Source organism: Pseudomonas sp. UTLPPB19802 (assembly GCF_059730225.1).
The window spans coordinates 312,626-327,860 of sequence record NZ_AP048545.1 but is presented as its reverse complement, the minus strand read 5'-3'; the positions used below and the strand labels follow the sequence as shown (position 1 = coordinate 327,860).

The window sequence follows — 15,235 nt, the reverse complement described above, 5'->3', positions numbered from 1 at the left end:
GTTAACCAACAGGATTTGTGTGAGGCTTCAGATGTCCCAGGCTGAAAAAATCGTTATCGCCGATGCGCCGTTGCGCTGGCAGGATGTGGTCGCCGTCGCCCGTCACGGTGCGCAGCTGGAGCTGGCGCCGCAAGCCTGGGCGCGGATCGACAACGCCCAGGCGATCGTCCAGCGCATCGTCGTCAACGGCGAGCGCGCCTATGGCATCAATACCGGCCTGGGCGCACTGTCCAATGTCTCGCTGTCCGGCGAGCAACTGAGCCAACTGTCACGCAATACCCTGCTCAGCCACGCCTGTGGTGTCGGTGCACCACTGGCCGACGAACAGACCCGGGCAATCATCTGCGCCGCCGTCATCAACTACAGCCAGGGCAAGTCCGGCCTGCATCGCCAGGTGGTAGAGGCCCTGCTGGCGCTGCTCAACCGTGGCATCACTCCGCAAGTGCCGTCCCAAGGCTCGGTCGGCTACCTGACCCACATGGCCCATGTCGGCGTGGCCCTGCTCGGCGTCGGCCAGGTCAGCTATCGTGGTCGGATCGTGCCGGCCCGGCAGGCCCTCACCGAAGAAGGGCTGCAGCCGGTGCAACTGGGCGCCAAGGACGGCCTGTGCCTGGTCAATGGCACGCCGTGCATGACCGGCCTGAGCTGCCTGGCCCTGGCCGATGCGACTCGCCTGGTGCAATGGGCCGATGTGACCGCCGCCATGAGTTTCGAGGCCCAGCGCGGCCAGATTGCCGCGTTCGACGCCGAGATCATCGCGCTCAAGCCGCATCCGGGCATGCAGCAGGTCGGCAGCAACCTGCGCGGCCTGCTCGAAAGCAGTGAAGTGATCGCCGCGAGCAAGGGCATCCGTACCCAGGACGCCCTGAGCATCCGCTCGATCCCGCAGGTGCACGGCGCGGCCCGTGACCAGTTGGCCCATGTCACCCGGCAGGTCGAGATCGAACTCAACGGCTGCACCGACAACCCGCTGTTGCTGGGCACACCGGACAACTTCCGGGTGATGTCCCAGGCCAATCCCCACGGCCAGTCGGTCGCGCTGGCGGCGGACCTGCTGGCGATCGCCATGGCGGAAATCGGCTCGATCGCCGAACGGCGCCTCGACCGCCTGATCAATCCGCACGTCAGCGGTCTGCCGGCATTCCTGGTCAGCCAGCCGGGCGTCAACTCGGGAATGATGATCGTGCAGTACGTCGCCGCGTCCCTTTGTGCACAGAACCGCCAGTTGGCGCAGCCGGCGGTACTCGACAACTACGTGACCTCGGGGCTGCAGGAAGACCACCTGAGCCTGGGTACTAATGCCGCGCTGAAGCTGCACCAGGTATTGGAGAACTGCACCCAGGTCCTCGCCATCGAGTACCTGCTGGCGGCCCAGGCCTTCGAATTCCTCAAGGAGCAGCGCTTCGGCGCCGGTACCGACGTCGCCTGGAAGCTGCTGCGCGAGCACGTGCCGGCCTATGACCAGGATCGCTGGCTGGCACCGGATATCGCCACCACGGCGGCGTTGCTGCGTGACGCGGGGCTGCTGTCCGAACGATTGCCGAACCTGAACTGATTCAAACAAAGATAGCCAGCGTGCCAAGGCGCCATCCGCTCAAAAAGTGGACGGCGACGGATAACGGAAGCTTCCGGAGCGACTGGCAGTTGATAACACTCTCAAAAGGAGCATGAATGTGACTGCGTTGAACCTTATTCCCGGCCAACTGACCCTGGCGCAACTGCGTGCCGTGTACCAGCAGCCGGTGCAACTGAGCCTGGATTCCAGCGCTTCGGCACAGATCGACGCCAGCGTTGCCTGTGTCGAGCAGATCCTTGCCGAGAACCGCACGGCCTACGGCATCAATACCGGCTTCGGCCTGCTGGCCTCGACCCGCATCGCCAGTGCCGACCTGGAAAACCTCCAGCGCTCGCTGGTGCTGTCCCACGCCGCCGGTGTCGGTGAGCCGATCAGCGATGACCTGGTGCGCCTGATCATGGTGCTCAAGGTCAACAGCCTGAGCCGTGGTTTCTCCGGCATTCGTCGGCAGGTGATCGATGCGCTGATCGCCTTGATCAATGCCGAGGTCTATCCGCACATTCCGCTCAAGGGCTCGGTCGGTGCGTCCGGCGACCTGGCGCCGCTGGCGCACATGTCGCTGGTGCTGCTCGGCGAAGGCAAGGCCCGCTACAAGGGCCAGTGGCTGGATGCCCCGGCTGCGCTGAAACAGGCTGGCCTGGCGCCGCTGACCCTGGCGGCGAAGGAAGGGCTGGCGCTGCTCAACGGCACCCAGGTGTCCACCGCGTACGCCCTGCGTGGCCTGTTCGAAGGCGAGGACCTGTTCGCCGGTGCGCTGGTTGCCGGTGGCCTGACCGTCGAGGCGGTGCTGGGTTCGCGTTCGCCGTTCGATGCGCGTATCCACGAAGCCCGCGGCCAGCGTGGCCAGATCGACGCGGCGGCGAGCTATCGCCATCTGCTCGGTGAGCGCAGTGAAGTGTCCGAGTCCCACCAGAACTGCGATAAGGTCCAGGACCCGTATTCCCTGCGCTGCCAGCCGCAGGTCATGGGCGCCTGCCTGACCCAGTTCCGCCAGGCGGCCGAGGTGCTGGTGGTCGAGGCCAACGCCGTATCCGACAACCCGCTGGTGTTCGCCGATCAGGGCGACGTGATCTCCGGTGGCAACTTCCACGCCGAGCCGGTGGCGATGGCCGCCGACAACATGGCCCTGGCGATTGCCGAGATCGGTTCGCTGAGCGAGCGGCGTATCTCGCTGATGATGGACAAGCACATGTCGCAACTGCCGCCGTTCCTGGTGGCCAATGGCGGCGTCAACTCCGGCTTCATGATCGCCCAGGTGACGGCGGCGGCGCTGGCCAGCGACAACAAGGCCCTGGCCCATCCGCACAGTGTCGACAGCCTGCCGACCTCGGCGAACCAGGAAGACCACGTGTCGATGGCCCCAGCTGCCGGCAAGCGCCTGTGGGAAATGGCCGAGAACACCCGCGGGATTCTCGCGGTCGAGTGGTTGGCTGCCTGCCAGGGCCTGGACCTGCGCAACGGCCTGAAAACCTCGCCAAGCCTGGAAACCGCCCGCGCGACCCTGCGGGAGAAAGTTGCCTACTACGACAAGGACCGTTTCTTCGCCCCGGACATCGAGGCTGCCACCGAGCTGCTGGCGTCGCGCTGCCTGACTGCGCTGGTGCCGACGAAGTTGCTGCCGAGTCTGTAAGCGTTACACAGGAACAGACTGATGGATCGGGTGGAGGGACTTGTTGTGGCGAGCGGGCTTGCCCGCGCTCGGCTGCATGGCAGCCGCAAAACCGGATGACTCGACGTCTCTGATATACCGAGTCGCCTGGTTTCAGGGCCGCTTCGCGCCCCAGCGCGGGCGAGCCCGCTCGCCACAGGAGAACCTGCCGGCAATGCCCCGGTGGATAGCCACCGGGCAGATGCTTTTTGCCTGTGCGGGTCGGGTTGGGTACTCTGCGACCCCTTTTTGCGGCCGGGTGGCCGCAAGACCTTCGCCCCCAAGTCTGATTCTTGTCGATCTGTACCGATAAGAATAATTAAGGACGAGTAATGCAACAGCCAGTCAAAGGTTTGAAACGCGGGCTTTCCGCCCGACACATTCGCTTCATGGCCCTGGGTTCCGCCATCGGCACGGGCCTGTTCTACGGCTCCGCCTCGGCCATCCAGATGGCCGGCCCGGCCGTGCTGCTGGCCTACCTGATCGGTGGTGCCGCGGTGTTCATGGTGATGCGCGCCCTCGGCGAGATGGCGGTGCACAATCCGGTGTCCGGCTCCTTCGGCCAGTACGCCAGCACCTACGTCGGCCCGATGTCGGGCTTTATCCTCGGTTGGACCTACGCCTTCGAGATGGTCATCGTCGGCCTGGCCGATGTCACCGCCTTCGGTATCTACATGGGCTTCTGGTTCCCCGAGGTCGATCGCTGGATCTGGGTCCTGGGCATCGTGTTCTTCATCGGCGCGCTGAACCTGTGCGCGGTGAAGGTATTCGGTGAAATGGAGTTCTGGCTGTCGCTGCTCAAGGTTGGCGCGATCATCGCGATGATCCTCGGCGGCTTCGGCATCATGTTCTTCGGCATCAGCACCGCCACGCCATCGGCCGAGGTCGGTGTCGGCAACCTCTGGAACCATGGCGGTTTCATGCCCAATGGCGTGGCTGGAGTCATCGCGTCCTTCGCGGTGGTGATGTTTGCCTTTGGCGGCATCGAGATCATCGGCGTCACCGCCGGTGAGGCCCGCGACCCGCAGCGGGTCATTCCCAAGGCGATCAATGCGGTGCCGGTGCGGATCCTGCTGTTCTACGTGCTGACCCTGTTCGTGCTGATGTCCATCTATCCATGGCCGCAGATCGGCAGCCAGGGCAGCCCGTTCGTGCAGATCTTCCAGAACCTGGGGATCGGTTCGGCGGCGACCATTCTCAATATCGTGGTGATTTCGGCCGCCGTGTCGGCGATCAACAGCGATATCTTCGGTGCCGGCCGCATGATGTACGGCCTGGCCCAGCAAGGGCAGGCGCCCAAGGCCTTTGCCACGCTGTCGCGCGCCGGCGTGCCGTGGATGACCGTGGTGGTGATGGGCGCGGCGCTGCTCGGTGGCGTGCTGCTGAACTACCTGATCCCGGAAAACGTGTTCCTGCTGATCGCCTCGATCGCCACTTTCGCCACGGTCTGGGTGTGGATCATGATTTTGATCACCCAGGTTGCCATGCGCCGCTCGATGAGTCGCGAAGAGGCCGCCCAGCTGAAATTCCCCGTGCCGTTCTGGCCCTATGCGCCGATCGCCGCCATCACCTTCATGGTCTTCATCTTCGGCGTGCTGGGCTGGTTCCCGGACAGCCGGCCGGCGCTGATCGTCGGTGCGGTGTGGATCGGCCTGCTGGTGCTGGCGTACCTGATCTGGGTCAAGCCGGCGGCGGCCCAGGCGGCGCGGGTCGCGCAAGATCCTTCCCTGTCTCATCGATAGCCCACGGAGGCCCCGGATGAAAACGCTCTGGCAGAACTGTCACGTCGCAAGCATGGCCCAAGGCAGCTACTCGATCATCGAGGATGCCGCCATCGTGACCGTGGCATCGAAGATCGACTGGATCGGCCCTCGCGCCGAACTGCCGGCAGCGGATTATCCACAGGTCAACGATTTGGACGGGGCCTGGGTGACGCCGGGGCTGGTCGACTGCCACACCCACACGGTGTTCGGCGGTAATCGCAGCGGCGAGTTCGAACAGCGCCTGCAGGGCGTCAGCTATGCCGAGATCGCCGCCGCCGGCGGCGGTATCGCCAGCACCGTGCGAGCGACCCGCGCGGCCAGCGAGGAACAACTGTTCGCCAGCGCCCGCCAGCGGCTGAGCTGCCTGCTGCGCGATGGCGTGACCAGCGTCGAGATCAAGTCCGGCTACGGCCTTGACCTGGAAAACGAGCGCAAGATGCTCAAGGTGGCACGCCGTCTTGGCGAGGAACTGCCGGTCAGCGTGCGTACCACTTGTCTGGCCGCCCATGCGTTGCCACCGGAGTACAAGGACCGTTCCGACGACTACATCGAGCACATCTGCAACGACATGCTCCCGGCCCTGGCGGCCGAGGGGCTGGTGGATGCGGTCGATGCGTTCTGCGAATACCTGGCGTTTTCCCCGGCCCAGGTCGAGCGGGTGTTCAAGGTCGCCAAGCGCCTGGGCCTGCCGGTGAAACTGCATGCCGAGCAACTGTCCTCGTTGCACGGTTCGAGCCTGGCGGCGCGTTACCAGGCGCTGTCGGCCGATCACCTGGAGTTCATGACCGAGGAAGATGCCATCGCCATGGCGGCGGCAGGGACGGTGGCGGTGTTGTTGCCTGGTGCCTTCTACTTCCTGCGCGAAACCCAGCTGCCGCCGATGGATGCCCTGCGCAAGCACGGTGTGAAGATCGCCATCGCCACGGACCTCAACCCCGGTACCTCGCCGGGGCTGTCGTTGCGGCTGATGCTGAACATGGCCTGCACGCTGTTCCGCATGACGCCGGAAGAGGCCCTGGCCGGGGTCACCCTGCACGCCGCCACGGCGCTGGGCATGGGGGATTCCCATGGTTCCCTGGAGGTCGGCAAGGTCGCCGACTTCGTCGCCTGGCAGATCGACCGGCCGGCGGACCTGGCCTACTGGCTGGGCGGCGACCTGGGCAAACGCGTGGTGCGCCACGGTATCGAAGTACTGATCTAGGAGAGTGGTTGTGGATAATGTCCTGAACTTCAAGAAAGGCCGCGTGCCGCTGCTGATCAGCATGCCCCACGCAGGGTTAAGGCTGACGCCGGCGGTTCGCGACGGGCTGATCCCCGAAGCCCGCAGCCTGCCGGATACCGACTGGCATATTCCCAAGCTCTATGACTTCGCCGAGGAGCTGGGCGCCAGCACCCTGGCTGCCGAGTACTCGCGCTTTGTCATCGATCTCAACCGTCCGTCCGATGACAAGCCACTGTATGTCGGTGCCACCACCGGCCTCTACCCCGCGACGCTGTTCGATGGCGTGCCGCTGTTCCTGGAAGGCCGTGAACCATCTTCCGACGAGCGGGCGGGTTATCTGGAGCAGGTCTGGACGCCGTATCACCGGACCCTGCAGGAGGAACTGGCGCGGCTCAAGGCCGAGTTCGGCTATGCGTTGCTGTTCGACGCCCACTCGATTCGCTCGGTGATCCCGCACCTGTTCGACGGCAAGCTGCCGGACTTCAACCTCGGCACCTTCAACGGCGCCAGCTGTGACGCACAACTGGCTTCGCGGCTGGAGTCCATCTGCGCCGGGTACCCGGCCTACAGCCATGTGCTGAACGGGCGCTTCAAGGGCGGGCACATCACCCGTCACTACGGCAACCCAGCCGAACATATCCATGCCGTGCAACTGGAACTGGGCCAGTGCACCTACATGGACGAGTTCGAACCGTTCAACTACCGCAGCGATCTGGCCGAGCCGACACGGGTGGTGCTCAAGGCGCTGCTGCAGGGCCTGCTGGCCTGGGGGCGTGAGCGCTACGGCCGCTGAGGTGGCGCGGGTCAGCCGGGGATTACTTCGATTCCGGGGCCGAGGAAGTCGATGTGATAACCGTTGAGCCCATCGCCCAGGGCCACATGCACGCCCCGGATGCCTTCGTTCATCGGTGAATTGCGGATGTAGCTGATGTTCGGCCCGATGGCGTCATTCACCCCGATGGCGAACTCGCTCAGGTACAGGCCGCGATTTCCGGCAGCCTGTCCGAGCAGGGGGAGGTATTCCTCCCCCGCGACCCGGAATGAGCGCACCAGGTTGTGCTCGACCCGCAGCGAGGCATGGTGGTGGGCGACCTGCTCGGCCAGTTGGCGCATGCCGCTCGCCACGCCCTCCGGCAACGGTCGCGCCCGGCTGCCTCGCGAAAGCAGCAGGCCGCTGATGTGCAGCACGCCGCTGACCTGGAAGATATCCGGGCAGTCGGGCTTCATGTGGGCGTAGTGCACTTCGAACAGTTCGGTGACGGACAGCACGAAGCTGTCGCCGAGTTCATCACGGGTCAGGGCATAGGGCGTGCAGTTGCCGTTCAGCCAGACCTCGGCGCGACTGCTGGCACTCGTCAGGTGCAGGCGGCGCAGGCCGCTGAGCAGTGCCAGGTAATAATGCTGACGCTTGAAACAGTCGGAAAAGTCGCAGCGCAGTAGCAGCATCAGGCTGTAGAGCGCATTCTCAAGGCCGGTGTCGAATGCATGCAGCGGGCACAGCAGGGTCTGCTTCTGCCGGGTATGCGCCGCGCGCTGGTAGAGCTGCCGGGCGCCCTGTTGGCTGAAGGAAAATGCCAGGCTCTGCTCGGGCAATCTATCCAGGCTGCCGAGGAGACTGGCTTCCAGCCCCAGTTCACGCAGGGCCCGGATGAACATTTCGTTGTCGGCGACAATCACGGCTTTTTCCGGGTGGCGTAGCAGGTCGGGCAAGCGGTACGGGTTCATTGGGGACTCCCTGTGTGGTATGGCCGTTGGCAGCCATGGGCAGCGGCTCCTGCCGCTCGGTTTTACGCTTCTTATTGAACCGGTCATTGCACGGCCTTGAACACTGACCGAACGGCTAGTTGCCAGCGGGACGGTTCCGGCAACCGTACTTTTGACAAGGACATGCCGTTTGCGTGATTCGGGTTTATGATGCCGGACGGCAGAATCAAAGATGTCCCCACAGGGATGACCCCGACCCTTACGGAGCGCGTGATGCAGACTTTGTACCCGCAGATCAAACCCTACGCCCGGCACGATCTGGCCGTGGATGAGCCGCATGTGCTGTACGTCGATGAAAGCGGTTCGCCCGAGGGCTTGCCGGTGATTTTCATCCATGGCGGCCCGGGCGCCGGCTGTGACGCCCAGAGTCGCTGCTACTTCGACCCCAACCTGTACCGGATCGTGACCTTCGACCAGCGTGGCTGCGGGCGCTCGACTCCCCATGCCAGCCTGGAGAACAACACCACCTGGGATCTGGTGGCGGACCTGGAGCGGATTCGTGAACACCTGGGTATCGACAAATGGGTGCTGTTCGGTGGCTCCTGGGGCTCGACCCTGGCGCTGGCCTATGCGCAGACCCATCCCGAGCGGGTTCATGGATTGATCCTGCGCGGGATCTTCCTGGCCCGTCCGCAGGACGTCGACTGGCTCTACCAGAGCGGCGCCAGCCGCCTGTTCCCGGACTACTGGCAGGATTACGTGGCGCCGGTCCCGCCGGAAGAACGCGACGACCTGCTTGGCGCCTTCCACAAGCGCCTGACCGGCAACGACCAGATCGCCCAGATGCACGCGGCGAAGGCCTGGTCGCTGTGGGAAGGGCGCACCGCAACCCTGCGGCCCAACCCGCTGGTGGTCGATCGTTTCTCCGAGCCCCAGCGGGCCCTGTCCATCGCCCGGATCGAGTGTCACTACTTCACCAACAAATCGTTCCTGGAGCCCGACCAACTGATCCGCGACATGGACCGGATCGCCCATCTGCCCGGGGTGATCGTGCACGGCCGCTATGACGCCATCTGCCCGCTGGACAACGCCTGGGCGCTGCACCAGGCCTGGCCGAACAGCGAATTGCAGGTGATTCGCGATGCGGGCCACGCCGCCTCCGAGCCGGGCATCACCGATGCACTGGTACGTGCTGCGGACCAGATGGCGCGCAATCTGCTCGACCTGCCTCCCGAAGAAGCATGAGGGGCCTGTTGCAGCGCGTCAGCGGCGCGCGGGTCGAGGTCGAGGGGGCGGTGGTCGGTGCCATCGACCAGGGTTTGCTGGTGCTGCTGGCCGTCGAGCCTGGGGATACCCAGGCCAGCGCCGACAAACTTCTGCATAAGCTGCTTAACTATCGGGTGTTCAGCGATCCCCAGGGCAAGATGAACCTTTCCCTGGCGGACACCGGCGGCGGCTTGCTGCTGGTGTCGCAGTTCACCCTGGCCGCCGATACCCGCAGCGGGCTACGCCCGAGCTTCTCCACGGCAGCGCCACCGGCGCTTGCCGAAGAGCTTTTCGGGTATGTAGTGGCACAGGCGCAACGGTTGCATGGTCAGGTGGCGACGGGACGTTTCGGGGCGGACATGAAGGTTCATCTGGTCAATGATGGCCCGGTAACCTTCCTGTTACAGACCTGAAAGTGAAAAAAACCACGTATCGGGCTGAAAACAGGGCGTTTTGTCGATAAATACTTTGTTTCGCCTGATGCGTTGTAACGCCGCCTACTAGATAATCGCGCGCTACGGGGATCAGCGTTCGTTGGTCCATTTTGAATAAGGTAGAGACTTGTCCGACACCGTTTGGGGAATCATTTCGTCCCAGGGGAGTCGGAACAATGCTCGCCAACCTGGCGCATTGATAGCTAGCCGTTGGTTTTTTGATCTGTTTTCGGCGAGGGTTGCTCGTGATTGTTAGTCCCTGTAATGCACCAAAATTGACTGCCAGAGGGTTGAGAAAAGCACTGGTGACGGGCTCCGCACTGCTTTGCCTGCTCAGTGCCGGCCAAATCTTTGCATTCAATCTGGACGATGTGGCGGCCAAGGCGAAGACCCTGGCCGGGCAGAAGTACGAAGCTCCGCGCAGTAATCTGCCGAACGAATTTCGTGAGATGAAGTTCGCGGACTACCAGAAAATCCGCTTCCTGACCGACAAAGCCGAATGGGCCGACCAGAAGACCCCATTCAAGCTGTCGTTCTATCACCAGGGCATGCATTTCGACACGCCGGTGAAAATCAACGAAATCACCGGTACCGACGTCTCGGAGATCAAGTACGACCCGAGCCGCTTCGATTTCGGTGACCTGAAATTCGATCCGAAAACCACCGAGCAGTTGGGTTATGCCGGCTTCCGCGTGCTTTATCCGATCAACAAGGCCGACAAGCAGGACGAGATCATGACCATGCTCGGCGCGAGTTATTTCCGCGTCGTCGGCAAGGGCCAGGCCTACGGCCTGTCCGCCCGTGGCATGGCGATCGATACCGCCTTGCCGTCTGGCGAGGAATTCCCGCGGTTCACCGAGTTCTGGATCCAGCAGCCCAAGCCGACCGACAAGCACCTGGTGATCTTCGCCCTGCTTGACTCGCCACGGGCCACTGGCGCCTATCGCCTGACCCTGCGTCCGGGTGCCGACACCATCGTCGACGTCAAGGCGCAGATGTTCCTGCGTGACAAGGTCGGCAAGCTGGGCGTGGCCCCGCTGACCAGCATGTTCCTGTTCGGCGCCAACCAGCCGTCGAAAGTCCTCAACTACCGTCGCGAACTGCACGACTCCGCTGGCCTGTCGATCCACGCCGGCAACGGCGAGTGGCTGTGGCGTCCGCTGAACAATCCGAAACACCTGGCGGTGAGCAACTTCTCCGTGGAGAACCCGCGTGGTTTCGGCCTGCTGCAGCGCGGTCGCGACTTCAGCCACTACGAAGACCTCGACGATCGCTACGACAAGCGCCCAAGCGCCTGGATCGAACCGAAGGGCGACTGGGGCAAGGGTACCGTCGACCTGGTGGAAATCCCCACCGCCGACGAAACCAACGACAATATCGTGGCTTTCTGGAACCCGGAAAAGCTCGCCCAGCCGGGTGAGGCGATGAACTTCGCCTATCGCCTGCACTGGACAATGGACGAAGCAGCCCTGCACTCGCCGGACAGCGCCTGGGTCAAGCAGACCCTGAAGTCCACCGGTGACGTCAAGCAGTCGAACCTGATCCGTCAACCGGACGGCAGCGTGGCCTATCTGGTGGACTTCGAGGGCCCGGCCCTCAAGGCTCTGCCGGCAGATGCACCGGTACGCAGCCAGGTCAGCGTCGGCGACAACGCCGAAGTGGTCGAGAACAGCCTGCGCTACAATCCGGAAACCGAGGGCTGGCGCCTGACCCTGCGCCTGAAGATCAAGGATCCGGGCAAGTCGACCGAAATGCGCGCCGCGCTGGTCAAGGACATTGTCGCCGCCGAACCGGCCAAGGCTTCGTCCCAGGTGGTCAAGGCCGACAAGGTCGCCGCCAGGAGCCAGCAGAAGCACGAGAAGGACGCCGCCAAGGCTTCGGAAAAAGATGCCGCCAAGGCCCCGGAGAAAGACAAGGCCAAGGACAAGCAAGAGCACGACGCCACGGCGCCGGCTGCCGAGGCTGCCCCAACCACCCCGGAACCGGCCAAGACCGAACAAGTCCTGACCGAGACCTGGAGCTATCAGTTGCCTGCCGATGAGTAATTCTATCGCCCAGCCAGAGGCTCTCTCCGAGTATCTGGCGCACCTGCCGCTAAGTAACGAGCAGCGCGCCGAATTGGCGATCTGCACGTCGTTCGACGAGTTGCATGAGCGCCTCAGTGACAAACCGCACGTCGACTCCGCCGAGGCTGCGCAAGCCTCGGTGGAGCGCCGCCTGACCCTCGACAGCGCTGCCGAACTGGAAGACGCCGCGATGCTTTCGGTCGATGCCAGCGGCCGGGTGTGCCTCAAGGCCACCCCGCCGATCCGGCGGACCCGGGTCGTCCCCGAGCCATGGCGGACCAATATCCTGGTGCGCGGCTGGCGACGCCTGACCGGGCGCAGCAACCCGCCGGCACCGAAGGATGACAAGCGCGAGCTGCCTCATGCCCGCTGGCGCACTGTAGGCTCGATCCGACGCTACATCCTGCTGACTCTGATGCTCGGCCAGACCATCGTCGCCGGCTGGTATATGAAAGGCATCATGCCTTACCAGGGCTGGTCGTTCGTCGACCTCAACGAGGTCCTGCATCAGCCGATCCTCCAGACTGCCAAGCAGGTCCTGCCGTATGCCTTGCAGACCAGCATCCTGGTGATGTTCGGTATCCTGTTCTGCTGGGTTTCGGCCGGGTTCTGGACAGCCCTGATGGGCTTCCTCGAACTGCTCACCGGGCATGACAAATACCGTATCTCCGGCGCCAGCGCCGGCAGCGAGCCGATTCCGGCGGATGCGCGTACCGCTATCGTCATGCCGATCTGCAACGAGGATGTGCCACGGGTGTTCGCCGGCCTGCGGGCGACCTTCGAGTCGGTCGCGGCCACCGGTGACCTGGATCGTTTCGACTTCTTCGTTCTCAGCGACAGTAACGACACCGATATCTGCGTGGCCGAGCAGCAGGCCTGGCTGGACGTCTGCCGCGAAGCCTCTGGCTTCGGCAAGATCTTCTACCGCCGCCGTCGCCGTCGTGTGAAGCGCAAGAGCGGCAACCTCGACGACTTCTGCCGTCGCTGGGGTGGTGACTACAAGTACATGGTGGTGCTCGACGCCGACAGCGTCATGAGTGGCGAATGCCTGACCAGCCTGGTTCGCCTGATGGAGGCCACGCCGGACGCCGGGATCATCCAGACCGCGCCACGGGCATCGGGCATGGATACCCTCTATGCGCGCATGCAGCAGTTCGCCACCCGCGTCTATGGTCCGCTATTCACCGCCGGCCTGCACTTCTGGCAGTTGGGCGAGTCGCACTACTGGGGCCACAACGCTATCATCCGGATGAAGCCGTTCATCGAGCATTGCGCCCTGGCGCCGTTGCCTGGCAAGGGCGCGTTCGCCGGTGCGATCCTCTCCCACGACTTCGTCGAAGCGGCACTGATGCGTCGTGCCGGCTGGGGTGTTTGGATCGCCTACGACCTGCCGGGCAGCTATGAGGAGTTGCCGCCGAACCTGCTGGACGAGCTCAAGCGCGACCGCCGCTGGTGTCACGGTAACCTGATGAACTTCCGCCTGTTCCTCGTGAAGGGTATGCACCCGGTGCACCGCGCCGTGTTCCTTACTGGCGTGATGTCCTACCTGTCGGCGCCGCTGTGGTTCTTCTTCCTGGTGCTGTCGACGGCGCTGCTGGCGGTCAACACGCTGATGGAACCGCAGTACTTCATGGAGCCGCGCCAGCTCTATCCGCTATGGCCGCAATGGCATCCGGACAAGGCGGTGGCACTGTTCTCCACCACGATCGTGCTGCTGTTCCTGCCCAAGCTGCTCAGCATCATCCTGATCTGGGCCAAGGGCGCGAAAGAGTTCGGTGGCAAGTTCAAGGTGACCGTGTCGATGCTGCTGGAGATGCTGTTCTCCATGCTGCTGGCGCCGGTGCGGATGATTTTCCATACCCGTTTCGTCCTGGCTGCGTTTCTCGGCTGGGCCGCGACCTGGAACTCGCCGCAGCGTGACGATGACTCCACGCCCTGGAGCGAAGCGGTTCGCCGTCATGGTCCGCAGACCCTGCTGGGCGCTCTCTGGGCCCTGCTGGTGATCTGGCTGAACCCGAGCTTCTTGTGGTGGCTGGTGCCGATCGTCGGCTCGCTGATGCTGTCGATCCCGGTGTCGGTGATCTCCAGCCGGGTCAACCTGGGCCTGCGTTCGAAGGACGAGCAGTTGTTCCTCATTCCCGAGGAATACAACCCGCCCCAGGCGCTGCTGGCGACCGACGAGTACACCCACGAGAACCGCTGGCATGCGCTGAACGACGGTTTCATCCGCGCGGTGGTCGATCCACGCCAGAACGCCCTGGCCTGCGCCCTGGCAACCTCCCGCCACGGTCAGGCAGAGCCGATCGAGTGGCTGCGGGTCGAACGCGTGCGCCATGCGCTGAAAGTCGGCCCGGCGGCGCTGGACAACCATTCCCGCCTGCAACTGCTCAGCGACCCGGTCGCCCTTGGGCGCCTGCATGCGCAGGTCTGGAGTGAAGCTCATGCTGAATGGCTGGATGCCTGGCGTGCTTCGGTCAAGGCCGATCCACACGCCCCGTTGCTGCCGCTGCAACCTGCTGCCGTGCTAGGCCAGCCCGCCTGATTCGATCCCCCCTGGAGTCTGCTCCAGGGGGATTCGACCCTCCCTGTAAGACCTTTCTCCTTCTCTCGTATCCGTTGTCATTTGGTAACAAAAGACCCCTCGGCGTAATGGCCGGGTGCGTTAGGATCGCGCCCCGAAATTGTGCCGGCCGGCTGTGGCCGCTCGGTTTGTCGGGTCGGCTCGACCCACCGGGAAATGGATCGAGGAGTTTTCATGATGAAAAGGTACCTGGCGTTACTGCTGGGGGTGGCTGTATCCCTGCAGGCCTGTGGACTCCAGGCAGGTGCCATCGATGATGCGGTCAGGCGTGGCAGCCTCAAGGTGGGCACCAACCCGACCTATATGCCGTTCCAGATGACCGACAGACAGGGGCGGGTGGTGGGCTTTGAAATCGACCTGCTGCATGAGATGACCAAGGCCCTCGGTGTCCGGCTGGAGTTACTGCCCAGCGCCTACCCGCAGCTGATCCCCGATTTGCTGGCGGGCAAGACCGACCTGATCGCCAGCGGCATGACCCTCACTCCGGAACGCAATCTGCGCCTGAATTTCAGCGATCCCTTCATCGTGGTCGGACAGACGATGCTGATCCCCCAGGCGTTGGCGGGCAAGGTTCAGGGTTTCGAAGACCTGAACGATGCCGCCTATCGTATCCGGGTCAAGGCTGGCACCACTGGCGAGATCGTTGTGAAGAAACTGATCGGCAACGCCCAACTGGTCAGTTATGCCACCGAGGAGGAGGGCGTGCGCGATGTGCTGGACGGCAAGGCCGACGCCTTTATCCACGACGCGCCCTACAACCTCGTCGCGGCCAACAGGCTGGGCGCGGGCAAGCTGGTGTGCCTGGACCAGCCCTTCACCTACGAGCGCCTGGCGTTCGGCCTGAAGAAGGGCGATCACGACAGCCTGAACTGGATCAACCACTTCCTCAACCAGATCGCCGAAGACGGCACCTACGATCGGATTCACGACAAGTGGTTCAAGGAAACCGCCTGGTTGGCTGAAATCGACTGAGTG

At 63.8% G+C, this 15,235-nt stretch carries 11 protein-coding genes; 10 read left to right on the top strand and 1 reads right to left on the bottom strand.

Annotation, left to right across the window (positions count from 1 at the left end):
* Positions 1-31: 31 nt before the first annotated feature.
* The 5 genes from AC6I6U_RS01425 (at position 32) to hutG (ending at position 7,002) form a co-directional block, all read left to right on the top strand.
* Positions 32-1,555: an HAL/PAL/TAL family ammonia-lyase gene (locus AC6I6U_RS01425; RefSeq protein WP_497880314.1), complete on the top strand. Its 1,524-nt coding sequence runs from the start codon at positions 32-34 to the stop codon at positions 1,553-1,555.
* A gap of 112 nt (positions 1,556-1,667) precedes the next feature.
* Positions 1,668-3,206 (top strand): histidine ammonia-lyase, encoded by a 1,539-nt coding sequence (gene hutH / locus AC6I6U_RS01420; protein WP_497880313.1) that lies wholly within the window; start codon positions 1,668-1,670, stop codon positions 3,204-3,206.
* Between the two features lie 350 nt (positions 3,207-3,556).
* Positions 3,557-4,966 carry an amino acid permease gene (locus AC6I6U_RS01415; protein WP_497880312.1) on the top strand — a complete coding sequence of 470 codons (1,410 nt, stop codon included), beginning with the start codon at positions 3,557-3,559 and terminating at the stop codon, positions 4,964-4,966.
* Between the two features lie 16 nt (positions 4,967-4,982).
* Positions 4,983-6,188, top strand: a complete 1,206-nt coding sequence (gene hutI / locus AC6I6U_RS01410) for an imidazolonepropionase (RefSeq protein ID WP_497880311.1) — start codon at positions 4,983-4,985, stop codon at positions 6,186-6,188.
* A gap of 10 nt (positions 6,189-6,198) precedes the next feature.
* Positions 6,199-7,002 carry an N-formylglutamate deformylase gene (hutG, locus tag AC6I6U_RS01405; protein WP_497880310.1) on the top strand — a complete coding sequence of 268 codons (804 nt, stop codon included), beginning with the start codon at positions 6,199-6,201 and terminating at the stop codon, positions 7,000-7,002.
* Positions 7,003-7,013: 11 nt separating this feature from the next.
* Here hutG and AC6I6U_RS01400 read toward each other — a convergent pair whose 3' ends face one another.
* Positions 7,014-7,934, bottom strand: a complete 921-nt coding sequence (locus AC6I6U_RS01400; protein WP_497880309.1) for a CgnE/CgnB domain-containing protein — start codon at positions 7,932-7,934, stop codon at positions 7,014-7,016.
* Positions 7,935-8,186: 252 nt separating this feature from the next.
* Here AC6I6U_RS01400 and pip point away from each other — a divergent pair, with 252 nt between their 5' ends.
* From pip to AC6I6U_RS01375, 5 genes are all read left to right on the top strand, one after another.
* Positions 8,187-9,158, top strand: coding sequence for a prolyl aminopeptidase (pip, locus tag AC6I6U_RS01395; protein WP_497880308.1), 972 nt, complete (start codon positions 8,187-8,189; stop codon positions 9,156-9,158).
* Positions 9,155-9,592 carry a D-aminoacyl-tRNA deacylase gene (gene dtd / locus AC6I6U_RS01390; RefSeq protein ID WP_497880307.1) on the top strand — a complete coding sequence of 146 codons (438 nt, stop codon included), beginning with the start codon at positions 9,155-9,157 and terminating at the stop codon, positions 9,590-9,592. Before pip ends, dtd begins: the two co-directional genes overlap by 4 nt.
* A 266-nt stretch (positions 9,593-9,858) precedes the next feature.
* Positions 9,859-11,658: a glucan biosynthesis protein G gene (locus AC6I6U_RS01385; RefSeq protein WP_497880306.1), complete on the top strand. Its 1,800-nt coding sequence runs from the start codon at positions 9,859-9,861 to the stop codon at positions 11,656-11,658.
* The gene (gene mdoH / locus AC6I6U_RS01380; protein ID WP_497880305.1) at positions 11,651-14,221 is read left to right on the top strand and encodes a glucans biosynthesis glucosyltransferase MdoH; all 2,571 of its coding nucleotides are present in this window, start codon (positions 11,651-11,653) and stop codon (positions 14,219-14,221) included. Before AC6I6U_RS01385 ends, mdoH begins: the two co-directional genes overlap by 8 nt.
* Positions 14,222-14,434: 213 nt before the next feature.
* Positions 14,435-15,232, top strand: coding sequence for a transporter substrate-binding domain-containing protein (locus tag AC6I6U_RS01375; RefSeq protein WP_497880304.1), 798 nt, complete (start codon positions 14,435-14,437; stop codon positions 15,230-15,232).
* Positions 15,233-15,235: the final 3 nt, after the last annotated feature.